This window comes from Pseudomonas sp. LB3P25 (assembly GCF_054897985.1).
The window spans coordinates 3,531,567-3,555,137 of sequence record NZ_CM142711.1 but is presented as its reverse complement, the minus strand read 5'-3'; the positions used below and the strand labels follow the sequence as shown (position 1 = coordinate 3,555,137).

The window sequence follows — 23,571 nt, the reverse complement described above, 5'->3', positions numbered from 1 at the left end:
GGTTATCCTTTTTTGCTGATCGGCCGGTCGGGGTGCTCGTCGCGGGTCACTTCGCGGTACCACAGTTCATGGTGCTTTCTGGCCCAGGCGCGGCTGACCCGGCCATGCAACATGGCGCTGACCGACCCCTTGATCCAGATGCCGGCATAAATGTGCACGATGATGCTCAGCACCAGCACAAAACCCGCCAACGCATGCAGCAGCATGGCCCAACGAATCGTCGTGATGCCGAAGTACTCGCTGAAGTACGCGCGCCAGATCACCAGCCCGCTGAACAGCAGCACCAGCATGCAAATCAGCAAGGTCCAGAACAGCAGCTTCTGCCCAGGGTTGTACTTGCCGATGGGCGGCACGCCCTCCTCCTCATTCTTGATCACCCGCCCGACTCGCCTCAGCCACAACCGATCGTTGGCGATAAAGTAATTCGCGCGCCAGAAACGGAACACCAGCCCCAGGAACAGCACAAACATCACCACCCCCATGAACGGATGCAGGATGCGCGTCCACGGGCCGCCGCCAAACAGGTTGCTGAGCCAGAACAGCGCCGGGTGGAATAACGCCAGCCCCGACAGTGCCGCCATCAGAAACAGAATCGCCACCAGCCAATGGTTAGTGCGCTGGTTTGATGTGTAGCGAAGGATCGGTTTGTCGTTCATGGCCTGTCCTCCCCCTTCGGATCATAGGTGTGCACCGATGGATCGATTTCATGCACGGCGGGATCGGGGATGGTCGGGTGTTCGTCCTCCTCGACCAACTGCGGCCCGATGCGCACGTAGTGGAAGAACCCGGCCAGCACCGCCAAACCCATGGCCAGCAACCCCAAGGGTTTGCTCACGCCTTTCCACAGGTCCACCAGCGGACTGATGGTCGGTTGATCCGGCAGACCGGCATACAACCGGGGCTCATCGGCATGGTGCAGCACATACATCACGTGAGTACCGCCGACGCCACTCGGGTCGTACAGACCCGCGTGTTCGAAGCCACGGCTCTTGAGGTCGACGATCCTTTCGGCCGCGTGTTCTTTCATGTCGTCTTTGGTGCCGAACACAATGGCGCCCGTCGGGCAGGTTTTTACGCAGGCCGGTTCCAGCCCCACCGCCACCCGGTCCGAGCACAACGTGCATTTGTAGGCCTTGTGATCCTTTTGCGAGATTCGCGGGATATTGAACGGGCAACCGGTGATGCAATACCCGCAGCCGATGCAATGGTCCTGGTCGAAATCGACGATGCCATTGGCATGCTTGATGATCGCCCCCGGACTCGGGCATGCCGCCAGGCAACCGGGCTCTGCGCAGTGCATGCAGCCGTCCTTGCGAATCAGCCACTCCAGATTGCCGGCGTCGGTTTCGTGCTCGGTGAAGCGCATCAAGGTCCAGGTTTCTGCGCTGAGGTCCTGAGGGTTGTCGTAGGTGCCGAGGTTGCGGCCGACATCGTCGCGCAGCTCGTTCCATTCCGAGCAGGCAACCTGACACGCCTTGCAGCCAATGCACTTGGTGGTGTCGATCAGCTTGGCCACTTCCTCCTGATTGCGTACCGAGGACGGGACGGTCGTGGTGGCCGAACGGGCGATGATGTCTTGGCTGGCCATTTAGACTTTCTCCACGTTGACCAGGAATGACTTGGATTCCGGGGTCTGAGTGTTGCCATCGCCGAGGAACGGCACCAGGGTGTTGGTCAGGTAGCCGTGGCGGGTGGCGCCAGTGAAGCCCCAGTGCAACGGAATACCGATCTGGTGCACCACCTGATTGTTGACCTGCAGCGGACGAATCCGCTTGGTCACCACCGCCACCGCTTCGATATGCCCGCGTTTGGAACTGACCCGCACCCGGTCGCCGGCGGCAATGCCCTTCTCCTTGGCCAGGGCTTCACCGATTTCGACAAACTGCTCAGGCTGGGTCACGGCATTGATGGGGCAATGCTTGGTCCAGAAGTGGAAGTGTTCGGTCAGCCGGTAGCTGGTCGCCGCATAAGGGAAGTCCTTGGCCTGTCCCAGGGTTTCCCAGACTGAATCGAAGATCCGCCCGGCCGGGTTGCTGGTCGCCTGCTTGTTGTTCGGGTGCATCGGGTTGATGCCAATGGGCGTCTCGAACGGCTCATAGTGTTCCGGGAACGGCCCTTCGTTCATCTTGTCGAGGGCGAAGAAACGCGCCACGCCTTCGGGGTTCATGATGAACGGGTTGATGCCCGCTTCCGGCGGGGCGTCGACCTTGTAGTCGGGCACGTCGGTGCCGGTCCAGACCTTGCCGTTCCACCACACCAGCCGTTTGTTCGCGTCCCACGGTTTGCCTTGAGGGTCACAGGACGCGCGGTTGTAGAGAATCCGCCGGTTCATCGGCCAGGCCCAGGCCCACCCCAGGTTCTGCTTCATACCGAAAGGATCGCTGTTGTCACGCCGGGCCATGTTGTTGCCCTGCTCGGTCCAGCTGCCGCAGAAGATCCAGCATCCGGAAGCCGTGCTGCCATCGTCCTTGAGTTGGCCGAAGCCGGACAGCTGCTGACCGGCCTTGACCACCGCGCCCGAGGCGTCAGTGACATCGGCGACGGCATAGCCGTTGAATTCCCGGGCCAGCTCTTCCGGCGTCGGGTCATCCGCAATCTTGTAGGGCCAGTCGAGCTTGAGGATCGGCTCGGCCCAGGCACCACCATTGGCCTGGTAACGCTTGCGCAGGCGCAAGAACAGCTCGGCCATGATCTTCACGTCCGTGCGCGCCTGCCCCGGGCCATCGGCACCCTTCCAGTGCCATTGCAGCCAGCGACCGCTGTTGACCAGCGAACCGTTTTCTTCGGCGAAACAGGTGGTCGGCAGGCGGATGACTTCAGTCTGGATGCTGGCCGTTTCCACATCGTTGTAAGGCCCGACGTTACGCCAGAATTCTGAGGTTTCGGTGGCCAGTGGGTCCATCACCACCAGCCATTTGAGTTTGGCGAGCGCCTTCATTACACGGTTCTTGTCCGGCAAGGCGGCGATCGGGTTGAAGCCTTGGCACATATAGCCATTGACCTCGCCCTTACCCATCATGTCGAACATTTTCAGGATGTCGTAGCCGGGAATGTCCAGCTTGGGCAGCCAGTCGTAGCCCCAATTATTCTCAGCGGTGGCATTGGCGCCGTACCAGGCTTTCATCAGGCTGACGTGGAACTTGCCGTAGTTCTGCCAGTAGGACATCTGCCCGGGACGCAGCGGCTTGAGTGCCCGCTTGGCGATATAGGTGTTGTAATCCTGTTCGGCCTCAGACGGCAGAGTCAGGTAACCGGGCAGCAGGTTGGACAGCAAGCCCAGGTCGGTCAGGCCCTGGATGTTGGAGTGCCCGCGCAGGGCGTTGACGCCCCCGCCCGGCATGCCGACGTTGCCCAACAACAGTTGCACCATGGCCGCGCTGCGGATCATCTGCGAGCCGATCGAATGCTGGGTCCAGCCCAGCGCGTAGAGAATCGTCATGGTTTTGCCCGGTTGCGAGCAGGTGGCGATCTCCTCCCAGATTTTCTGCATCGCGTCCGTGGGCATGCCGCAAACCTGACTGGCCAGCTCCAGGGTGTAGCGGCTGTAATGCTGCTTCATCAATTGATAGACGCAATGCGGGTCCTGCAAGGTCGGGTCGACTTTGGCGAAACCGTCCTCGCCGATTTCGTAGCCCCAGCCGGACTTGTCGGTGTAGGTACGCTTGCTCGCGTCGTAACCGCTGAACAACCCGTCCTCGAAGCCGTAGTTGGCCTTGACGATGAACGACACGTCCGTATAGGCGCGCACGTATTCGTGCTGGATCTTGTCTTCAGTCAGCAGGTAATTGATCAGCCCGCCCATGAAGGCGATGTCGGTGCCGGTGCGGATCGGCGCGTAATAGTCGGCCACCGAGGCCGTACGGGTGAAACGCGGGTCGACCACAATCAGCCGCGCCTTGTTGTGGGCTTTGGCTTCGGTCACCCATTTGAAACCGCAAGGGTGCGCTTCGGCGGCATTACCACCCATCACCAGAACCAGATTCGCGTTGGCGATATCGGTCCAGTGGTTGGTCATGGCACCACGGCCGTACGTCGGGGCAAGACTTGCCACCGTCGGGCCATGTCAGACACGTGCCTGGTTATCGAACCCCAGCATGCCCAGACTGCGAATCACCTTGTGGGTGATGTAACCCGCTTCGTTGGACGACGCCGACGCCGCAAGGAAACCGGTGGTCAGCCAACGATTCACTGTTTGCCCCTGGGTATTCTTCTCGATGAAGTTGGCGTCGCGGTCGGCCTTCATCAGGTCGGCGATGCGATCCAGCGCTTCATCCCAGGAGATTCGCGTCCACTCCGTGGTGCCGGGCTTGCGTACCTGCGGATACTGGAGACGGCTGGGGCTGTGAATGAAATCGAGCAGGCCTGCGCCTTTGGGGCATAGCGTGCCGCGGTTGACCGGGTGGTCGGCATCGCCTTCGATGTGGATGATAGATTGCGCGACATTCTTGGCGGCATCGCCCTGGCTGTACATGATCACGCCGCAGCCGACCGAGCAGTACGGGCAGGTGTTGCGGGTTTCATGGGTGTGGGCAAGCTTGAAGTGGCGCACTTGCTCGGCGAAGGCAGTCGCGGGGGCCATGCCCAGCGCGCCGAGGCTCGAGCCCGCAAGGCCGATACCAGCGACCTTGAAGAACTGACGACGGTTGAGGTCCATCGTGCACTCCTGTCAGGTGGAGACCCGGTACTTTTGCCGGGTTTTTCTGGACAATCACGGTTGCGGCAGTCTGGCTGCCGACATTTAAAACTGTAGACAATGTTAGAACTGACTGTGTGAAAACCGACCATCGGGCAATACCGGAGCATCAGCCATCACACACAACCTGCGTGGCGAGGGGATTTATCCCCGTTGGGCTGCGAAGCGGCCCCTGTTTTTTCCAGCCAAACCGCGCCCACTGGATTACGACGGCTTCGCCGCCGAACGGGGATAAATCCCCTCGCCACACAAGCTCGCTCCCACAGGGGCTTGGCGTTTATCATTGCCCCACGTCCAACCACGCTTTTTATGAGACTGAGCATGACTTTCGATTTTGATCAGGTGTTCGACCGCCACAACACCGGCAGTACCAAATGGAGCCGTTATCCGGCCGACGTGTTGCCGATGTGGGTGGCCGACATGGACTTCTCCGCACCGCCGGTGATTATCCAGGCCCTGCAAAAACGTCTGGAACACCCGATGCTCGGCTACAGCGTGGCCCAGGATGACTTGCGCAATGCCATCGTCGCCGATCTGTGGAACAAGTACGCTTGGCGCGTATTGCCTGAGGAACTGATTTTCCTGCCGGGCGTGGAGTCGGGTTTCAACATGGCGCTGAATGCGCTGGTCCAGCCGCAGCAGAACGTTGTGGTTCAGGTTCCGAACTACCCGCCGCTGCGCCATGCGCCGGGTCACTGGGGGTTGAACAAGGTTGAACTCGAATTCGACGCGTTGGCGGACGGCACGTATGCCACGCCACTCGATGCCCTGAATCAGGCGCTGACAGGTGGCGGTGCGCTGCTGCTGAGCAACCCGCACAACCCGCTGGGCAAGGTCTTCCCAAGGGAAGAGCTGCAAGCGGTGGCTGACATCTGCCTGGAGCAGGACACCTGGATCATCTCTGACGAGATCCACGCCGAGCTGTGTTTCGACGGGCGTGTGCATGTTCCGACGGCTTCCCTGAGCCCGGAAATCGCCAAGCGAACCATTACGCTGATGTCGGCGAGCAAGGCTTACAACATTGCCGGGCTGAAAACATCGTTCATGATCATTCAGGACTCGGCGTTGCGTGCGCGGGTCAACCACGCCCGCTGCGGCATGGTCGACAGCGTCAACCCGTTGGGCATGGAAGCGACTCGCGTCGCCTACAGCGAAGGCGGTCCTTGGCTGGCCGGGTTGAAGGCGTACCTGCAAAGCAATCGGGATTATCTGGTGGAAGCGGTCAACACGCGACTGCCGGGTGTGACCATGAATATCCCGCAGGGTACGTATCTGGCGTGGCTCGATTGCTCGGCGCTGGGACTGGATAACCCGCAGCAGTTTTTCCTTGAGCAAGCCAAGGTCGGGTTGAGCCCTGGTCTGGATTTCGGCGATGACAGCAAACAATTCGTGCGCCTGAATTTCGGCTGCCCACGGGCATTGCTGGAAGAAGGCATTGCGCGGATGGAGCGCAGTTTGCTCAATCGCAAGGCCTGACCTTTTGATTGATTGTTCCCACGCTCCCGCGTGGGAATACCTCACCGGACACTCTGCGTCCAGGTTTGGGACGCGGAGCGTCCCCGGCTGCATTCCTTTGCTGCGCGTGGGAACGATCATGGATCGTCGCCGGCGTAGCGCTGATCCATCCTGGTCTCGATGATCCTGCTATGGTTCAACGTACTGACACCTGAATACCTGCGCGCGACTGTCGGTTGATTGCCAAAGGCCCTACATCGCAGCACTCACCCGTCGAGTACCGAGCATGAGTTTCATTTTGTGGGTGGCGGTGTTGGGTGCCGTGCTGCTGACGCTGGCGCTGACGTCGTCGTATCTGCGATGGATGCCGGTGACCACGTCGGCGGTGTGCCTGGTGCTGGGCGTGGCCATCGGGCCCGCGGGGCTCGGGCTGTTGAAATTGGATACCGATGATGCGTCCACCTGGATGGAGCACCTGACGGAAGTCGCGGTGCTGTTTTCGTTGTTTGTCTGCGGTTTGAAGTTGCGCTTGCCGCTCAAGGATAAAAACTGGCGCGTCGCCTGCGGCCTGGCCGGCCCGGTCATGGTGTTGACCATTGCCGGCGTCAGCCTGTTGCTGCATTACGGTTTCGAATTGTCTTGGGGCGCGTCCGTGTTGGTCGGCTCGATTCTGGCGCCCACCGACCCGGTACTCGCCGCCCTGGTGCAAGTCAACGACGCCCGGGATGACGACAGCGTGCGCTTCGGGCTGTCGGGTGAAGCCGGGCTCAATGACGGCATCGCCTTCCCGTTTGTGATCCTGGGCCTGCTCCTGGTGCAACACGACGGCAACCCCGGCTGGCTGAGCGATTGGGTGCTGCGCAGTCTGTTGTGGGCAGTCCCGGCCGGTTTGCTCACCGGCTACTGGATGGGACGCGGTATTGGCCGCCTGACGTTGTTAATGCGCATCAAGAATGACGACAGCACCCTTTCTCCGAATGATTACCTCGCCCTCGCCTTGATTGCCCTGGCGTATGTCGGGGCCGAGTCAATTCACGGTTACGGCTTTCTGTCGGTGTTCGCCGCCGGCTTGGGTTTGCGCCACGAAGAAGTCAAATCCACCGGCGACGACGAGATTCCCGCCGAGCATCTGGTTCAGCCTGTTGTGGGTCATCAGAACGTCGAGCCGCAACAGGCCATTCATGGTGATACCGCAAACCTTGAAGACACTCAGGTCGCCGCGGGCATCATGATGGGCGACATGCTCGCTTTCGGCAGCCTGGTGGAACGGGCCATGGAAGTCTTTCTGGTCACACTGCTTGGCGTGGTGCTGATGGCGCACTGGGACTGGCGCGCGTTGCCGATCGCCGGCGTTTTGTTTTGCCTGATACGACCGCTGAGCGTCGTCGCCATGCCCTGGGGTGGTTTGCTCGATGGTCGCCAGCGAATGTTGATTGGCTGGTTCGGCATACGCGGCATCGGCAGCCTGTATTACCTGTTTTATGCCCTGAACCAAGGGCTGGGCGAGTCGATCTCCACACTCTGTATTGATCTGACCTTGTCCGTGGTCGCGCTCAGTATCCTCATCCACGGGATCAGCACTCAACCGATCCTGGCTCGATATGAGCAGCATAAAAAACAGGGTATTTGATTTGATGTCCGCGCGTTCAGGGTCGGAATTATCGGATTTTTGCGTTCATAAATTTGAAATTCTTCGCGTCCCGGCCAGTCACAACTTTAATCTCGCCCGGCTTTTGCACGGCGGGACATATCAGGTTCGGTTCCCCTGCGGCGTCAATACCTATCAAAAGGAACCTCGGGAAAATCAGGTGCTGGTCATGATTCACTATTCCACCTCCGATGAAATCAAAGCCTGCCGGGCATTCGCCCTGGAACGTAATCGTCAGATGTTTCAAGACGCCCAGGCACTAAGCCGTAGCGCTTGGGCGTTACTCGAGGTCAGCGACATGGATGTGGAACTGTTTGATCGCTATCAGGCAATGCGCAGGAAGGCCGACTTGAAGTTCGAGGAAGCGATCGAGCACTTGCGGCTGCTTAACGAAGATTTCCCACCCATCTCGACGTCTACGCACAACGTTCATCGTCTACACCCTGCGCTCGAATCCAGAACATAAACTTGAAAAGCCCGGCACAGTCGCCGGGCTTTTTGCTGCCCGGTGCATCGATAACGCCACAGCGATCTGCATGAGTCAATTCCCGGACTCATGCAGGCTGCATGACCTCAGTTTGCTATCAGTCACTTCAACTCATTGTTTTATAAGAAAGTTATCGCACCGAAAAACCGGCACGACAAATGCTCAAGGACTATGAGCGACTTTCGGCCTTGAGACCGTTAGCGCTCACCCCTGACTATTTGAGAGACTCGACCATGAACGCCATAGACCTGTTGAAAGCCGACCATGAACGCGTAAAAGGCATCCTGACCCAACTAAGCGAATCCACCGAACGTGGTGTGAAAAAACGCGGCGAGTTGCTGGCCAAGCTGGAGATGGAGATCGCCATCCATACCCGTCTCGAAGAAGAAGTTTTGTACCCGGCGTATAAAAAGGCTGGAGGCAAAGAGCAGGACGTCATGTATTACGAAGCCAAGGAAGAACATCGCACCGTTGATTCGTTGGTGCTGCCAGACTTGAAAGTCACCGACCCGTCCACCCCGGAATTTGCCGGTCGCGTGAAAGTGGTCAAGGAACTGCTGGAACACCACATTGAAGAAGAGGAAACGGAAATGTTCCCTCAGGCGAAAAAACTGTTGGGCAAAGCCACACTGGAAGAGCTGGGCACGCAAATGGAAAGTTTGAAAGCCCAGTACAAGAAAGAAATGAGTGCCGCCAATCTGGCGGCTTGATGCAGGTGCCAGGACAACAAAAGGCCCGGTGCAAGCCGTAATGCTGTTCACTTAAGCGGAGCAGCCTTACGGTCCACTGGAAACCGGGTCTTTGAGATCTTCACCGTCCTTGGCCTCGAAGGCCTGGGGCGGTGGTCCAGAAACAATCCTCCGATACCTGCCCTCAACTCTGCCAATCGTCTCCCGGTCGCTGAAACCGGGTTAGCCGCTGCCATGACGATCAGTTGGACTGCGATGTACTGGCAGGCCGGTTTGAAACGGATGTCCGATGGCGCTCGACCAAACGCCACCGCCGCCTGACTGGCTTCCCGACGAATTACGTTGTAAGCCAGCAAGAGTCCCCATACCTCCTGATAGACCAGATCGACTTTTTTGCTGCGCAAGGTCACTGCGTTCTGTTGCATCGAGCTCTTGATGTCCCTGAAGCCCAATTCAATTTCCCAGCGCTCCTGATAAAGCCTGGCAACCGCCTTGGTGTTGTAGGTATCGGCCGGCAACGACGTCATGACGGTTTTTAGCTTGCCTTGAATTTCATAGCTGACTTCGCGGGCTTCCCAGTGCGTTGGAAGAGTCGGAATGCGCTTTCTAGCCTGCGGCGAGACTTTCATGCGCACCAAACGGTCGTGCTGGCCGTAACGGGCCACTTCCTCACAGACCATGCCTTTTTTGGCCGGGATCAACCAATGACGGTTGATCCCGGCTTTGCTCAGGCTCGACAGCATTTCAGCCCCCCAGAACCCTTTATCGAACAGCGTCACCGAGTGGTTGGGGATCTGTTGCAGGAACTCATCGGCCAAGCGCATTTCACTGCGCCGGTAGGGACTCAATTGCGCATCCAGAATCAAGTGCGAGCGTACATTCATCAACGCCACAAGACGCATCATGGGAAACGGTGTCTGGCGGTCGGTCGAAGTATTTCCCGAGCCGAAGTGATCCCGAAGCTCGGGCGTATCCGCAGTGCGCAAGAGCGCACCGTCTACCGCGAACACCTGCAGATCGTGCCAGGCGTCACCGCTATAGCGCTCTGCACCCCATTGGGTACCCGTCTTGCGGAACAACCACTCAACAGGATCGGCGCCGAGCCGCTTTCGAGCTTCGGTTACACCGCTACGGGCCAACAGGTGGTCGGAGGCCAGGCCTTGGGCGCAAATGTTCAAGCGTCTGGCCACCTCGTGAACGGGTTCGTCACGAAACAGCGCCATGCCGAGCACCAGCCAAAGCACCTGGTCAGCAGGCAAGCGACGTCGGCGAATGGTGGCCTGACTGGAAAGATCCAGCGCAGAGGCTACCCACTCAATGGGGATGTTTTGGGTAAAGGTGCTCAGGTCGCAGAAGTTGAAAAGGTCGCCGAGGTCGAGCAGGTCCTGTTGAACAGACATAAAAAATCCGATGCCAGAGGTCTGGCATCGGATTTTCGGATAAGCCCAGCTAGGACTCAAATGCTTAAGTGAACAGCATTACGGTGCAAGCCGGGCCTTTTTGGTGTTCGGTGCATGCGCCAGGATTTAGCTGCAATGACAATGTATGGGGGTCCGCCATGGACTATCTCGATTGGGTGCAATGGCCAGCGATGCTGGTCACGGTGCTGGCGGCGTGGTTGATCGGTTCGCAAAACCCCAGGCGCAGGGTCTCGGGCTTCGTCTGTTTTATCGTCAGCAATGTTTTATGGGTGATATGGGGTTACCACACCCAGGCCTATGCGCTGATCGTGTTGCAGTTTTGCCTGTGCGCCATGAACGTGCGCGGCTTCAAGAAGAACGCGGGATCCGCGGCCGAACATTGATTTCGCTTGTCATTTCATGGTGGAGGCGATGATTTCCACCAGATTGAGTTGGGTAAAAGGTTTGGACAGGCGTGGAAGTCTGGTTGCGAAACCTTCCAGACGCTCGGCATAACCGGTGGCAAGGATGATCGGCAGTTCCGGCTTCATGGTTCGGATAGCCTGCGCCAGTTGCGCGCCATTCATCTGTGGCATGGCCATGTCGGTGATAACCAGATCAATGGTTGATTCAGCGTCGAATACTTTCAACGCTTGCGCCCCGGATGTCGCACTGATCACCCGATGCCCCAGGTCTTCGAGTAACAGGCAGGTACTGGTCAACACCAGGCTGTCATCATCCACGACCAACACGCATAGACGGCGCACCGGCGGTGCGGCCTCCTCCTCGGTTGCGGTTTTGGCAACCGAACCGGTTGTGGCGACGGGTATCCATAGTTCGGCGATCGTACCTATGTCCTTCTGGCTCTTGAGGACGAATCGTCCGCCCAGTTGCTCGATGTAACCATGCACCATCGAGAGTCCCAGCCCCGTGCCTTTGCCAACGCCTTTTGTGGTGAAAAACGGGTCCATTGCCGAACCGAGCGTGGCGTCATCCATCCCCTCCCCCGTGTCGCTGACACTCAGGCAGACATAGCGGCCTGACAGCAGGGATAGCTGCGGTTGATCCCAGGTTTCTTCGGTCTTGGCACTGATAACGATTTTTCCGCCATGGGGCATTGCATCGCGGGCGTTGGTCACCAGGTTCAGTATCGCCAGCTCAAGCTGATTGACGTCGGCCAGGACCGGTTCGAGTTCTTGCGAAAAGCGGGTTTCGAGTACCACGGAAGGCCCGAGCGAACTGCGCAACAGCCCGCTGATCCCTTGCACCAGCGCCGGTATCTCGACGGGTTCGGCTTTGAGCTCCTGACGTCTGGCAAAAGCCAGCATGCGCTGGGTCAGGGTTACGCCCCGCAAGGCCCCCTGAGTGGCGTTGTCCACCAATCGGGTAATTTTCACATCGTCCCCCACGCGTCTGCGGACGATTTCCAGATTGCCGAGGATGACGGTCAGCAAATTGTTGAAGTCGTGGGCAATGCCACCGCTGAGTTGGCCGATGGCCTGCATCTTCTGCGCCTGAAACAGCGCTTCGCGGGTTTGCTCCAGCGCCTGCTGGGCTTGTGTGGCTTCGGTGATATCACGAGTAATCTTGGCGAAACCGAGCAACGTGCCGGTTTCGCCCCAAATCGGATCGACCACGACATTGGCCAGGAACCGCGTACCGTCCTTGCGTACGCGCCAGCCTTTGTTTTCGAATCGCCCTTCACGTACCGCAATGTCCAGGGTCCGTTTCGGTTCGCCGGCCTCGCGGTCTTCCGAGGTGTAAAACATCGAAAAGTGCCGGCCGATGACTTCTTCGGGCAAATAACCCTTGATGCGCTGAGCCCCGGGATTCCAGTTGGTCACGCGGCCATCCGGGGCGAGCATGTAGATGGCGTAGTCAGTGACGCTTTGAACCAGCAGGCGGAACTGCTGCTCGCTTTGCTTGAGGACTTCTTCGGCCATTTTGCGGTCGGTCAGGTCGCGGGTAATTTTGGCAAACCCGAGCAACTTGCCCGACGGGTCGAGAATAGGATCGATCACTACGTGGGACCAGAAGTGCGTACCGTCTTTGCGAACCCGCCAGCCTTCTCCCTCGAAACGCCCTTCCCGAATCGCCGTGTCCAGCGCTCGCTGGGGCATACCGGCAAGGCGATCCGCTTCGGTATAGAAACGCGAAAAGTGCTGGCCGAGTATTTCGGCTTCTTCATACCCCTTGAAACGCTTGGCGCCAGCGTTCCAGCTGGTGATGATTCCATCGGGATCAATCATGTAGATCGCGTAATCAACGACAGCACCGATCAACAACCGAAAACGACTGTCCTCGATGACGCTGGCTTTGTCTCGATCCTCGCTCATTGATCCCTCACGGCACTGTTGTTTTTCTGGAGTATGCGGCAAACCAAAAAATTGGAAAGCCGCCTATGCGGATCTTCATCAAGTGTTTCGGCACACATATTTGTCGATATAGGCGTATAGATCGTTGTAGACGAAACTCGGAACATACGGGGCATGAGCCGCGGTCCTGAGCAATGCCAGATGGCACTCTTTGACGATTTCGTGATTACCGTTCACCGCGAAGACATGGTTATCAATAATGCGGGAGTAAACGATGTACTCAAAATGCCTCATCGTAGTCGTACTGCTCACGGAGCCATCAGCCGCTTTGGCGTAGGTGCTCTGAGCACGCAGGGTCCGCTCGTTCAATACGCCGAAGCCGCGTTCGTACACGATCATTTGCGAGCCGCTGACCGCCTTCGCCGCTGTCTCGAAGGCCAGGATGATCGCTTGAGCATTGCTCATGCCGGCATCCAGCTTCGGCACAGAGAGAAACCTTTCCATTTCCTGGTCTTCAAGGCTTTGGAGCGCGCGTTTAATGCTCGACACATAAGCAAACTCGCGAGTGCAGCCAACGATGTGAGTCTCGAATTGATAGCCGGCGGCGGTCGCCAAAGGCGCAAACGCAACGAAATCGACGCTGTCGAACGCACATTCCATGATGATGTTGTATTTGCCAGTGAAGGCCTGCGTATAGATCTTCGTGCTGACTTCGCGGACGAATGCCTCGGTATGTTCATACGCATGCAAGACGCCGAATTTGATCATCTCTGCGTATTGGGGGTGTTTTTTACGGTAGTCGGGCCGGTACAGACGAACATAATTGTCGTAGCGTTTTGAAGGCAGCAGATTCTTTTCCAGCAGATAGGTTTTGCCTGACCCTGGCAGCCCGGCAACAACCAGCATTTTTGGGGTTTCCTCGGCCGTGACGCCGCTGAACAGCGTTGCCTTTATTTCATCGAATGCGGCGGTGACCTGCTCAGGGGTGTACGTGTATTTCGGTGCTGCTGACATACCTTGATTTCCTTATCAAAGAGTGGCTTGAAAGTGATGACTGACTCTTTGAATAAAGCGGGCATTCGCTGTTTGTTCAAATGGCCGTGTCTTTCAAGATATGTCGATGTTTTCAAAGTAAAAAATCCTACTCGACAGGGTGCAAAAGCCTCGGAGCAATCGACCACCAACGCGGCAGTAACTGTTTGACCTTGCTATCGCCAAACCGGTCATCGATCAACATCACCACCCCTTGATCCTGCTGGGTGCGAATCACCCTCCCCGCCGCCTGCACCACTTTCTGCACCCCGGGAAACAGGTAGGTGTAGTCATAACCGGCGCCGAAAATCGCCGCCATGCGCTGTTTCAGCTGCTCGTTGACCGGGTTGAGTTGCGCCAGTCCGAGGGTGGCGATAAACGCTCCGATCAGTCGCGCGCCCGGCAAGTCGATGCCTTCGCCAAAAGCCCCGCCCAACACCGCAAAACCGACACCCTGACTCTCGGCGGTGAACTGATCGAGAAAGTCCTGACGCTGCCCTTCCCTCATGCCTCGGGACTGCGACCACAGATTGATGTCGGGATGCCTCTGGGCCAGCAACTGCGCCACTTGTTGCAAATAATCAAAGCTGCTGAAAAACGCCAGGTAGTTGCCGGGACGTTGGCTGAACTGGCGGGCAATCAGCTCGACGATCGGCCCAAGGGATGACTGGCGATGGACGAACCGCGTGGAGATCTGGCTGACGATGTGCACGTGCAGCTGATCGGCGTGAAAGGGCGATTCAACGTCTATCCACACCGTGCTCTCCGGCGTGCCCAGCAGATCGGCATAGTAGTGGCGAGGGCTCAGGGTCGCGGAAAACAGCACGGTGCTGCGTGCAGCCGTCAAGCGTGGGCGGATGAAGCCGGCGGGCACCACGTTGCGCAGGCACAGCTGCGACAGGTTGCGCTTGCGGTCGAGGTCGCGCTTGCTGATGTCGAACAGGAACTGTTCATCGAAGAGTTCAGCCACACGGCAAAATTGCAGCATGTCGAAATAGAAGTTCTGTAACGCCCCGTCCAGGCCTTGAGGATGATCGTTCAGGTAATCGCCGATGCTCGCGCTGCACGACGACAACGCCTGGAGCAGTTTTTCCGGCGCCTTGTCATAGGCCTGATAGGCGCCGAGTTGCAGGTTATGCAGGGCATTCCACTCACGATTGACCCGTTGCAAGGGTTTTTTCAATGCCTCGGGCGCGGTTTTTCGTACGCCGTTGAGGGTCGATTGGTCGAGGCTGGCGCTGTACATCTGCCGGCCGCGCTCCACCAGGTTGTGGGCTTCGTCGACCAGCACCGCGACTGTCCAGTTATTGGCCTGGGCCAGCCCGAACAGCAGCGCGCTGAAATCGAAATAGTAGTTGTAATCGGCGACCACCACGTCTGCCCAGCGGGCCATTTCCTGGCTCAGGTAGTAGGGACAGACGTCGTGTTGCAGGGCCACCTCACGCAAAGCGTTCTGGTTCAGCAGGGACAACTTACTCGCCGCCTCGCGAGCGGCGGGCAAGCGATCATAGAAACCCTGGGCCATCGGGCAGGATTCGCCGTGACAGGCTTTGTCCGGATGCTCGCAGGCTTTGTCCCGGGCGATCATTTCGAGCACCCGCAAGGGTGGCGCGTCGGCACTCTCCAGAATCACCTGCGCGGCGTCCAGCGCCAGTTTGCGCCCCGGGGTTTTCGCCGTAAGGAAGAACACCTTGTCCAGTTGCTGCGGCGCCAGGGCCTTGAGCATCGGGAACAGCGTGCCGACCGTTTTGCCGATCCCTGTGGGCGCCTGCGCCATCAGGCAACGACCGGTGCTGACCGCCTTGAACACCGATTCCGCCAGATGACGTTGCCCGGGTCGAAAGTCGGCGTGGGGAAACGCAAGTTGTTGCGCCGCCCGATTACGCCCTTCGCGATGAGCCATTTCCTGTTCGGCCCACTGCAGGAACAAGGCGCAATGCTCTTCGAAGAACAACCTCAGTTGCGCCGCACTGAAAGCCTCGACCAGGCGGGTTTCCTTTTCGCTGACGATGTCGAAGTACACCAGGGCCAGATTGATCTGCGTCAGCTCCAGTTTCTGACACAGCAACCAGCCGTAAATCTTCGCCTGCGCCCAGTGCAACTGACGGTGGTTGGCCGGTTGTTTGCTCAAGTCGCCGCGATAGGTTTTGACTTCTTCCAGGCAATTTTGCACGGGGTCGTAGCCGTCGGCCCAGCCCTTGACATTCAACGTTTGATACAGGCCTTCAAGCGCGACTTCACTCTGGTAGCCCTCGATACGCCGGGACGCCACCGTACGGTGCCCGACAATGCCTTCCAGCGCGGTCGGCGAAGGCGTAAAACGCAGGTCGAGGTCACCGACCTTGGCGGTGAATTCGCACAGCGCCCGCACAGCGATGCTGTAGCTCAAGTGTTCTGCTCCGCCCATTGCACGTAGCAGACGGCAATCGGCATCTGGTGCTCATGGCAGAACTCGAGCCAGCGCAATTGATTGTCTTGCAGGCGATCACCGGGGCCTTTGACTTCGATCATCCGGTAGGTTTTGTCCTGCGGCCAAAACTGGATCAGGTCCGGCATGCCGGCGCGATTGGCCTTGATGTCCAACAGCAGTCGATTGAACCAGTGCTTGAGGTGTTCGGCCGGCAGGCATTCGAGTGCCTGATCCAGCAATTCTTCGCTCAGCACACCCCAGAACACGAAGGGCGACTGCACGCCCCACTTGCTGGCATAGCGTTCACGAATGGTCTGGCGGTAACGCCCGTCATCGAGTTCAGCCAGGCAGCCCTGGAACAGCTCCGCGCGGCGGGCGTGAAAGTCTTCATTGAGCAGATCCACCGGCCCACGCTGGAACGGGTGGAAAAACGCCCCCGGCAACGGCGCGAAAATCGCCGGCCAGCACAGCAGACCGAACAGCGAGTTGATCAGGCTGTTTTCGACGTAATGCACCGGTGCCGAATCTTCCGCCAAATGCGCCTGAACGTAAGACTCCACCGACAACGCCGGGTCGGTTCTGGGCACTTGCAGGTCCAGGCGCAGCATCTCCCGTGGGGACGAGCGCTTTATCACCGGACCGCCCAACTTGCGCCGCAGCCTGGGCAGCACGCGCAGCAATTGTTGCTGCTCGGCGGCACTTTTCGGCGATTGCTCCACCGCGGCGGCCAGGTCCATGGCCAGCTGGTATTCACCGCAGCGCTCCAACACGCGAATCAACCGCAGGCGCGCGCCGGGATATCCACACTCGCGGTAAATCGTCAGTGCGGTAGAGAAATCCGCCAGGCGCTCGCAGTGCTGACCGATCTGGAACAACAGTTTGCCGCGACGTCTTTGCAGCCAGGGATTGCTTAGCGCCAGTCCTTTGATCTGCTCGACAATGCGTTCCACGGCTTCGCCGGCCTCGAAATGCTGCTGACACTCATGAAGGAAAAGGCAGGCGTCCACGTCGTCGCGGCTGCGCAGGCCTCGGGAGTCGGCGCAGAACTCGACTTTTTCATAGGTAAAGATGCCCAAGTCAGCCAGCACGAACTCGGACCAGTCCTGGTAAAGGTTGCCGAAAAACATCAAGCGCAGCCGATCGCACAGGCCCATGATGGTCAGGCTGAACAATCGGTCATCCAGCGACGGGCACCACTGGCCGAAGCTGTGAGCCTGTGGAAACTGTTCGCTCAGTACGGGCAGCCAATCGGTCTTTTTCCCCTTGGGCTGATCGATGGCAACGCCAAAACACTGGAGAATTTCCGCCTTGAGCAGCACCTCACACAGCGCTTCGATCGACAGCGGCGATTGCTCATCGATCCAGCCCAGCACCAGCAGTGGGCCGGCGGCGATGGCGATGTCGCCGATTTCGAGGTAATGCAGCTTGCTCGCCCGGAAGTGATTCCCCTTGCGCATCACCATCCTGACCAGCAGCGCCCTGGACTCACGGGGCAACCGCTTGAACTCGCGGATGAAGTGTTGCTCTTCGACACTCAACACATCGGCATAGCGATGTTCAAGCCAATCAAGCACTTGCATGAAGTTATTCAAGTAATAGAACGGATCGTCGAGAGGGTTTGCAGTCACAGGAAAATGGGCCATGGCGTGCGAGTACTGGTTATGCGTACAGATACCAGCTGCGCCCTGCCTGGTGCAAACGGAAAAGGATAAGCGGCGGCGTTATTCGGTAATTTTTCGGCTGGCTATGAACTTTCTGCCGATCCATCGCGCCTAACCGCGTTATAGGTACAGTGACGATTGATTTCGTTCGTGGCAGTCGCGCTTTTTTTTTGAAGGATGAGAGGTGGTTATGAATATCAAGACTCTGGGCTTGCCCCTGGCGGTAGCGGCCTTTCTGGCCCTGGCCGGTTGCTCGACGCCAACGGTTGTGACGCTGCAGAACGGCACCCAGTATTTGACCAAGGACATGCCGAAAACCAAGACCAAGGACGGCTTCTTCGAGTTCGAAGATATTTCCGGGGCGAAAGTGAAGGTCAAGGCCGATGAAGTGACCACGATCCGACAGGAAGACTGAGTACCGAGTCATCGTTCTTCGCGAGCAGGCTCGCTCCCACATTGGATCTGTGGCGTTCACAAATCCCCTGTGGGAGCGAGCCTGCTCGCGAAGAGGTCCTTACAGGCAGCGCATCACCGTCAGGCAATAACAATCCCTGAGCCGGACAAGCTATCCAGCCCAACCCCGACCAACGTCACCGAATCCCCACCAAACGTCAGCACCGTGTCGTGCCCTACCGTCGAGGCATGCGCTCGATAGTCGTCGTTTGGCGTCACCCCCTGAACCCCGAGAAACACCAGTTTGTCGCTGGCCTGGTAGCCAACCACCCGGTCCTGACCAAACGCGCCGCTAAACAGGAACGTATCGATCCCGCCCCCAGACTCCAACAGGTCATTTCCCACCCCGCCGACAAACACGTCGTTACCCTTGCCGCCGATCAAATGATCGTTGCCGTCCAGACCCAACAACCAATCGCCGCCAGCGTGAGCGTTGAGCGTGTCGGCACCGGCACCGCCCTTCACTGTGGACGCGTACTGAGTCAGGTTGTTGCCCACCTTAAGGCCATCGGCCGTGACGCTGTGGGTCACATCATCCTTGAACAGCCCCCACAGAAACCCCGGTTCCTTGGTCACAATGCTGCCGATGTCGCGGGTAATGCTGATGCCGCCATTGGCGTCGCGTATGTACAAGTTGCCGGCGCCGTCGTTGGCGAAGTCGAAGTTTTTTACCGACTGCTGCACGTCCAGCACGTTGTTGCCCTTGCCGCCCAACAGGATGTTGTAGCCACCACCGTCGCGGAAGGTGTCGTTGCCGTCGCGGCCTTCCAGGTAGTCGTTGCCCTGGCCGCCCTGGATCAGATCGTTGCCGTCGCTGCCGATGATGAAGGTGCTGCCCTTATGGGTTTCGGCATTGCGATTGAGGTCCTGGACCCAGGTGTTGCTGCGTGCCGGGTCCGACAGGTTGGCAACGATGATCGTCGAGTCTTTGTTGGTGAGGTCGTAGAACTTCGATTCGATCACCCGGTTCATGCCGTCGCCATAGGCGGTCGGCAAGTGCGAGATCCAGGTCGGAATGTTGAGGATGGAAAACGGCAGCACATTCCACGCTGTCGAGGCGTAGTGGTCGTTGAAGCTGACGATGTTATCGGTCGCCGAGACCTTGGCGGCATCGTGCACGCCCACCGACGACAGGTTGAACGATGAGTCGTCGAGGGCACGGAACACCGGGTCGTTTTCGTAACCGACGTTCAGCACTTTGTCGGTGCTGCTTTGGGTCGGCGAGGCGTAGGCAATGTAGTTGGAATCCTGGTAGAACCCGTTCCACTTGCCGTCGCTCAAATCCGCCAGGCTGTTGACCGCCAACCCGCCGAGGCTATGGCCGCTGACCAGCACGTCCTTGCCCGACAGCCCATTGGCCCGGGCAAATGCCGCCACGTCGTCGAGCAGGTTGCCGAACGCTTCGCCGACGTAGTTCTTGGCGTAAGCCTTGGGCCCTAGCGCCGCCAGCAGATCATTGATCACATCGCCGATGGAGTCGCTGATCTGGCTTTCTCGTGGGCCGCTGGTGCCGCGAAAGGCAATACCGATTTCGCTGAGATGGCCCTGCGCGTCGTACTTGCCGAGGATTTCCACCTGAGCGCTGGTGTACCCGGTTTTCTCGCCGAAGAACGTTCCGCGTGCGTCGACCTTGCCGTCATAGCCCAGTTGCGTGGCGGTGATGGGTGTCCAGCCGGCTTTCTGCACCGCGTCCAGCGCGGCTTTTTCCGAATCCGGATTCCACGGAACGCCGGGGATGACACCTTGGGAGTCGGTGCCGCCAAGCAGCGCGGTGACCAATGTCGCCGGCAAGCCAAGGCCGAAGCCGTTGTGCTGATAGCCGGTGGCAAAGCCGTTATCCAGGTTGTGATAGGAATACAGCGTGATCGCCATCGCGTCGGTAAATAATGTTTTGGAATCTGCTGTACCGAAGTTTTTGTAGTCGTACACACCCATGGGTATTGCCTCTCTCTTTGTTGGAATTGTCAGAGATAGCTCACAACCAGGACGCCTCACTCACGAGGCGCCCCGGAGCATCTAGTGCATGCAGCCTTAGGCAAACGTAATGCCTGAAGCCGGCAAGTTATCCAGTCCGGAGCCCGACCGGGCGTCGGCAGTGACTTGCTTCCTTTGCGTCAAATCAGAACTGCCAGTCGAGCGTCAGACCCACACCGTGGTCTTTCTCGTGGGAGCCGAGCAGTCCGTTGTAATCCAGGCTCAGACGAACGTCTTGCGCCACCGCCAAACCGGCCCGCGCACCAATGACGGCAGCGTTACGGTCCAGGGAAACGCTCTGCACGCTGAACGCGGTGTTGCCGTTGGCGAAGGCCAGGTGATCTTCGGAACGGGTGTTGCTCAGGTTGTGCTGCCAGCCCAGCGTGCCAGACAGTTCCAACTGTTGTTGGTCCGACAGGGCAATCGCTTTGCTCGCCCGCAGGCCGAGGGTCGAGAGCACGGAGTCGCGGTTGTCTTCGCCGCCCTTGAGTGCCGCGGCATCCCCCTTCTCGGTGAAGCTGTCGCTGTTCAGGTGCACGTAAGCCAGGTTGGCGAACGGTTCCAGCGTCAGCGGTTGCAGGTCCAGGCGATACGCTGCTTCGGTAAACAGTTGTGCGGTTGTCGCATCGCGTTTGGATTTCTGTTTACCGCTGACGTCGCCGAATTGCAGGTCACGCTTCACGTCAATGCGATGCCAGCTGTAAGCGCCACCGACGCTCAAGCGCAACGCATCGATTTCATGGCCCAGATAGGCGCCCAAATGGTAGCTGTCGACGGAGGCGGACGAATGCGTGCCATCGCCCATGCTCAACGAGCTGTCGCTATAACCGGTCACGAAACCCAGCCGCGTATCTTCAGTGATCAAACCGTCGACACCGGCCAGCAAGCCGCCGATGGAGCGGTTGGAACTGGCGTTGTCATGCCCGCCATCGCTCTTGCCCCAGGCACCGAGGACTTTGACCCAAGCGTTGCTACGGTCATCGGTCGGTGCGGCGGCATCGAACAGGTCACGCTCGCGCAGGCGTTCGCCAACGGCATCGCGCAGATAACGGCTGTCGTTGATCAGCAGCGTGCCGATCGCCGGGTGAATCTCACCGGACAGTTGCTGGAAGGCTTGTTGCGCGATGGCGGCGGTCGGCGACAACAGCAAGGTTTCATAGAGCGGATTGCCCGCGCCCAGTTGCTCGGCAGCAGCGGCAACGGCGCGTTGATTCGGGGTTTGGCCGACGCTGGCGAAAGACGCTGCGTTACGCTCTACCGCCAGTTGGATGCCATTGGCCGAGTAGTCGAGTGTGCCTCCGATGAACAGGTAATCCGGTAGCACCGCGCCGAAACGCCCTTCGATCCCGCCAGCCGCTTGCAGAATGTTGTATTGATTGCCGAGCAGGGATTTCACTTCGCTGGTGGTCAGCAATGTCGGGCTGTTTTCCAGGGACAGGCTGACGGTAGCGCCGTCGATCAAGGCTTTACCGCCCGCCACGATCTGGTCGCTGCTGGTCGGTGACAATTCCACGGCATAGGTCGAACCGGGCTCGAAGGTCACGTCGCCCGCCACCTGCAAGGTGCCGATGGAATTGCCTGGCGCTACGGTGCCGCCGCTTTTCGCGGTCAATGCGCCGATGCGGCCGTTACCACCAAGGATGCCGTTGTCGTTGACCGTGACGGCTGATGCGAGCGAGCCGTTGATGGCCAGGCGACCCTGATTGACCAGCGTCGGGCCGGTGTAGGTGTTGGCGCCAGTCATGACCAGCGTGCCGATGCCTTGCTTGGTCAAACCGCCGTGCCCGGAAATGTCGTTGCGCCACGTGTCGAGGCCGCAGTGCACGTCATTGCAGACGCGTTCGGTCGGTTTGCCCGCGTCGATGATCGCGCCGATGCCTGGCAAATCCGCGACAAACTGACTCGAACCGTAGGCACCCTGGATGCGGAACTCCTCGGGAATGTCTTGCTCGGTGACCAACATCGCCGGGCCATCGATGCCTTTGCGCAGGTTGATCATGCCCCAGCCGTAGAGCGAATCGACACCCGGCGCACCGAGATCGGTGGCCGTTGTGCGCAACACGCTGGCGACCTGGGCGCCGGTCATGTACGGGAAGCGCTCCATCAGCACGGCCATGGAACCGGCGACGTGCGGCGCCGCCATCGAGGTGCCGTTGTAGTTGGCGTAGCCGGTGGTCAGGTTACCGGCGTTGGTACCGCTGATGATCGAGCTGTAGATCTTGCTGCCCGGTGCAGACACGCAAAAGCTTGCGGTGTAGCCGCAGCGTGAAGAGAAGGTGCTGATGTTGTAGAGGTCCGGGCTGTTGAGGTCCGGGTTCTTTTGCAAGGCCGCGACGGTGACCCAGTTCGGCGCGATGTCCGGGACGAAATACCCCAGGCCCGCGATGGCGTCCGGGTTGTTGAGGTTGTAGTCGTTGCCGGCCGCGAAGATCGTCACGATACCGCTGCGGGCCGCCGCGATGGCGCCGTCGTAGGCTCCGCCCGGTTTGGTCCCGAGTAACGGACGGATCTCGTTGAACTGCAATTGTGCGTCTTGCACGGTGAAATGCGGGTACGCCGGGTTGCGTCCTCCGAGGTCGAAGCGATCGGTGATGCCGATGCCCCAGCTGTTGTTGATGATCCGCGCGCCGCTGGCGATCAAGGCGTCCCAACCGGCCTTGTAGACCGCGCCGTCGTTGCCGCGAATGATGCCGTCCTCCGGGCCCGGATCTCCGTTGTCCGCACTGATGATCTGCGCACCGAATGCCACACCATGCATCGGGCCGCCATCTCGACTGCCGGCAGCGATCCCGCCAACGTGGGTGCCGTGGGCACCGAGCTTGCCGTCGGAACCGATCGAGGGCGAACCGTCGTAGCGAAAGGCGTCCCCCGCTTTGACCGGGATGTACGGGTCGGTGTATTCGCGGATGCCGCTGGTGACCAGCGTGATCACTTTGTTGGGACCGGAAAACTCCGGATGCGCGGCGTAGACCGGTTGGTCGAAGATCCCCAGCTTCACGCCTTTACCGGTGTAACCGGCGGCGTAGGCCTCTTGTGCGTTGACCGCTCCCAGCCCCCAATCGGCATTGAACTCCGTGCTGCGCCAGCTGTTGGGATCGCCGGTTTTGCCGTTTTCCACGTAAGGCGCAGCTTGCGCAGTGCCCAGGGATGCCAATGCGCAGAGCAAGGCGAGGTTGTTGTACTTGTTGTTCATCCAGCTACCGTCCTTAGTTGTGTTGCCAAAATCCCTGTGCTTAGAAAGCACCCATTTTTTTATTTGTGAAGCACGCCCCCTGTAGCAGCTGGCGAAGCTGTGGCGAGGGGATTTATTCCCGTCGGGCTGCGAAGCGGCCCCTGTTTTTTCCAGCCACACCG

16 protein-coding genes are annotated in these 23,571 nt (G+C 59.0%); 6 read left to right on the top strand and 10 right to left on the bottom strand.

All coding sequences use genetic code 11. From position 1 onward, the window contains the following. Positions 1-2: 2 nt before the first annotated feature. From ACYZTW_RS16055 to fdnG, 3 genes are read right to left on the bottom strand one after another with little or no spacing between them, the layout of a single operon-like run. Entirely contained in the window at positions 3-656 is a 654-nt protein-coding gene (locus ACYZTW_RS16055) for a formate dehydrogenase subunit gamma (protein WP_462000826.1), read from the bottom strand. Continuing rightward, positions 653-1,588, bottom strand: a complete 936-nt coding sequence (gene fdxH / locus ACYZTW_RS16050) for a formate dehydrogenase subunit beta (protein ID WP_462000825.1) — start codon at positions 1,586-1,588, stop codon at positions 653-655. The genes ACYZTW_RS16055 and fdxH overlap by 4 nt, the downstream gene beginning before the upstream one ends. Then, positions 1,589-4,654, bottom strand: a complete 3,066-nt coding sequence (fdnG, locus tag ACYZTW_RS16045) for a formate dehydrogenase-N subunit alpha (protein ID WP_462000824.1) — start codon at positions 4,652-4,654, stop codon at positions 1,589-1,591. A gap of 360 nt (positions 4,655-5,014) precedes the next feature. Between fdnG and ACYZTW_RS16040 the strand changes: the two genes are divergently transcribed. The 4 genes from ACYZTW_RS16040 to ACYZTW_RS16025 all read left to right on the top strand — a co-directional run bounded on the left by ACYZTW_RS16040 (position 5,015) and on the right by ACYZTW_RS16025 (position 8,993). Continuing rightward, on the top strand, positions 5,015-6,169 hold the full coding sequence (locus ACYZTW_RS16040) for a MalY/PatB family protein (RefSeq protein WP_462000823.1): 1,155 nt from the start codon (positions 5,015-5,017) through the stop codon (positions 6,167-6,169). A 265-nt stretch (positions 6,170-6,434) separates the two neighbouring features. Then, on the top strand, positions 6,435-7,778 hold the full coding sequence (locus tag ACYZTW_RS16035; RefSeq protein ID WP_462000822.1) for a cation:proton antiporter: 1,344 nt from the start codon (positions 6,435-6,437) through the stop codon (positions 7,776-7,778). Beyond that, positions 7,750-8,262, top strand: a complete 513-nt coding sequence (locus ACYZTW_RS16030) for a hypothetical protein (protein ID WP_462005880.1) — start codon at positions 7,750-7,752, stop codon at positions 8,260-8,262. Before ACYZTW_RS16035 ends, ACYZTW_RS16030 begins: the two co-directional genes overlap by 29 nt. Before the next feature lie 254 nt (positions 8,263-8,516). Then, complete coding sequence (locus ACYZTW_RS16025) at positions 8,517-8,993, top strand: hemerythrin domain-containing protein (protein WP_462000821.1); 477 nt, start codon at positions 8,517-8,519, stop codon at positions 8,991-8,993. A 47-nt stretch (positions 8,994-9,040) separates the two neighbouring features. Here ACYZTW_RS16025 and ACYZTW_RS16020 read toward each other — a convergent pair whose 3' ends face one another. Beyond that, positions 9,041-10,372, bottom strand: coding sequence for an IS4 family transposase (locus tag ACYZTW_RS16020; protein WP_462000820.1), 1,332 nt, complete (start codon positions 10,370-10,372; stop codon positions 9,041-9,043). Positions 10,373-10,530: 158 nt separating this feature from the next. On the opposite strand from ACYZTW_RS16020, the gene ACYZTW_RS16015 reads away from it, so the two are divergent. Then, a complete protein-coding gene (locus ACYZTW_RS16015) occupies positions 10,531-10,776 on the top strand; it encodes a hypothetical protein (RefSeq protein ID WP_462000819.1) in 246 nt (81 codons plus the stop codon). Between the two features lie 9 nt (positions 10,777-10,785). On the opposite strand, the gene ACYZTW_RS16010 is transcribed toward ACYZTW_RS16015, so the two are convergent. The 4 genes from ACYZTW_RS16010 to ACYZTW_RS15995 form a co-directional block, all read right to left on the bottom strand. Then, positions 10,786-12,708, bottom strand: a complete 1,923-nt coding sequence (locus ACYZTW_RS16010) for a hybrid sensor histidine kinase/response regulator (protein ID WP_462000818.1) — start codon at positions 12,706-12,708, stop codon at positions 10,786-10,788. A gap of 78 nt (positions 12,709-12,786) precedes the next feature. After that, positions 12,787-13,701, bottom strand: coding sequence for a zeta toxin family protein (locus tag ACYZTW_RS16005; protein ID WP_462000817.1), 915 nt, complete (start codon positions 13,699-13,701; stop codon positions 12,787-12,789). A gap of 127 nt (positions 13,702-13,828) precedes the next feature. Beyond that, on the bottom strand, positions 13,829-16,108 hold the full coding sequence (locus ACYZTW_RS16000) for an ATP-dependent DNA helicase (protein WP_462000816.1): 2,280 nt from the start codon (positions 16,106-16,108) through the stop codon (positions 13,829-13,831). Beyond that, positions 16,105-17,772, bottom strand: coding sequence for a VRR-NUC domain-containing protein (locus ACYZTW_RS15995; protein ID WP_462000815.1), 1,668 nt, complete (start codon positions 17,770-17,772; stop codon positions 16,105-16,107). Before ACYZTW_RS15995 ends, ACYZTW_RS16000 begins: the two co-directional genes overlap by 4 nt. Before the next feature lie 208 nt (positions 17,773-17,980). Between ACYZTW_RS15995 and ACYZTW_RS15990 the strand changes: the two genes are divergently transcribed. Continuing rightward, the gene (locus ACYZTW_RS15990; protein WP_046055248.1) at positions 17,981-18,205 is read left to right on the top strand and encodes a YgdI/YgdR family lipoprotein; all 225 of its coding nucleotides are present in this window, start codon (positions 17,981-17,983) and stop codon (positions 18,203-18,205) included. A 119-nt stretch (positions 18,206-18,324) separates the two neighbouring features. Here ACYZTW_RS15990 and ACYZTW_RS15985 read toward each other — a convergent pair whose 3' ends face one another. After that, on the bottom strand, positions 18,325-20,178 hold the full coding sequence (locus ACYZTW_RS15985) for a polyurethane esterase (protein WP_462000814.1): 1,854 nt from the start codon (positions 20,176-20,178) through the stop codon (positions 18,325-18,327). A gap of 184 nt (positions 20,179-20,362) precedes the next feature. Then, the gene (locus ACYZTW_RS15980) at positions 20,363-23,410 is read right to left on the bottom strand and encodes an autotransporter domain-containing protein (RefSeq protein ID WP_462000813.1); all 3,048 of its coding nucleotides are present in this window, start codon (positions 23,408-23,410) and stop codon (positions 20,363-20,365) included. Positions 23,411-23,571: the final 161 nt, after the last annotated feature.

What these genes read in the sequence shown, in the direction of transcription:
- ACYZTW_RS15980 (WP_462000813.1), bottom strand. Translation starts at nt 23,410, where the DNA reads ATGAACAACAAGTACAACAACCTCGCCTTGCTCTGCGCATTGGCATCC.
- ACYZTW_RS16015 (WP_462000819.1), top strand. Translation starts at nt 10,531, where the DNA reads ATGGACTATCTCGATTGGGTGCAATGGCCAGCGATGCTGGTCACGGTG.
- ACYZTW_RS16030 (WP_462005880.1), top strand. Translation starts at nt 7,750, where the DNA reads ATGAGCAGCATAAAAAACAGGGTATTTGATTTGATGTCCGCGCGTTCA.
- ACYZTW_RS16055 (WP_462000826.1), bottom strand. Translation starts at nt 656, where the DNA reads ATGAACGACAAACCGATCCTTCGCTACACATCAAACCAGCGCACTAAC.
- ACYZTW_RS16005 (WP_462000817.1), bottom strand. Translation starts at nt 13,701, where the DNA reads ATGTCAGCAGCACCGAAATACACGTACACCCCTGAGCAGGTCACCGCC.
- ACYZTW_RS15995 (WP_462000815.1), bottom strand. Translation starts at nt 17,772, where the DNA reads ATGGCCCATTTTCCTGTGACTGCAAACCCTCTCGACGATCCGTTCTAT.
- ACYZTW_RS16020 (WP_462000820.1), bottom strand. Translation starts at nt 10,372, where the DNA reads ATGTCTGTTCAACAGGACCTGCTCGACCTCGGCGACCTTTTCAACTTC.
- ACYZTW_RS15985 (WP_462000814.1), bottom strand. Translation starts at nt 20,178, where the DNA reads ATGGGTGTGTACGACTACAAAAACTTCGGTACAGCAGATTCCAAAACA.
- ACYZTW_RS15990 (WP_046055248.1), top strand. Translation starts at nt 17,981, where the DNA reads ATGAATATCAAGACTCTGGGCTTGCCCCTGGCGGTAGCGGCCTTTCTG.
- fdxH (WP_462000825.1), bottom strand. Translation starts at nt 1,588, where the DNA reads ATGGCCAGCCAAGACATCATCGCCCGTTCGGCCACCACGACCGTCCCG.
- ACYZTW_RS16025 (WP_462000821.1), top strand. Translation starts at nt 8,517, where the DNA reads ATGAACGCCATAGACCTGTTGAAAGCCGACCATGAACGCGTAAAAGGC.
- ACYZTW_RS16010 (WP_462000818.1), bottom strand. Translation starts at nt 12,708, where the DNA reads ATGAGCGAGGATCGAGACAAAGCCAGCGTCATCGAGGACAGTCGTTTT.
- ACYZTW_RS16040 (WP_462000823.1), top strand. Translation starts at nt 5,015, where the DNA reads ATGACTTTCGATTTTGATCAGGTGTTCGACCGCCACAACACCGGCAGT.
- ACYZTW_RS16035 (WP_462000822.1), top strand. Translation starts at nt 6,435, where the DNA reads ATGAGTTTCATTTTGTGGGTGGCGGTGTTGGGTGCCGTGCTGCTGACG.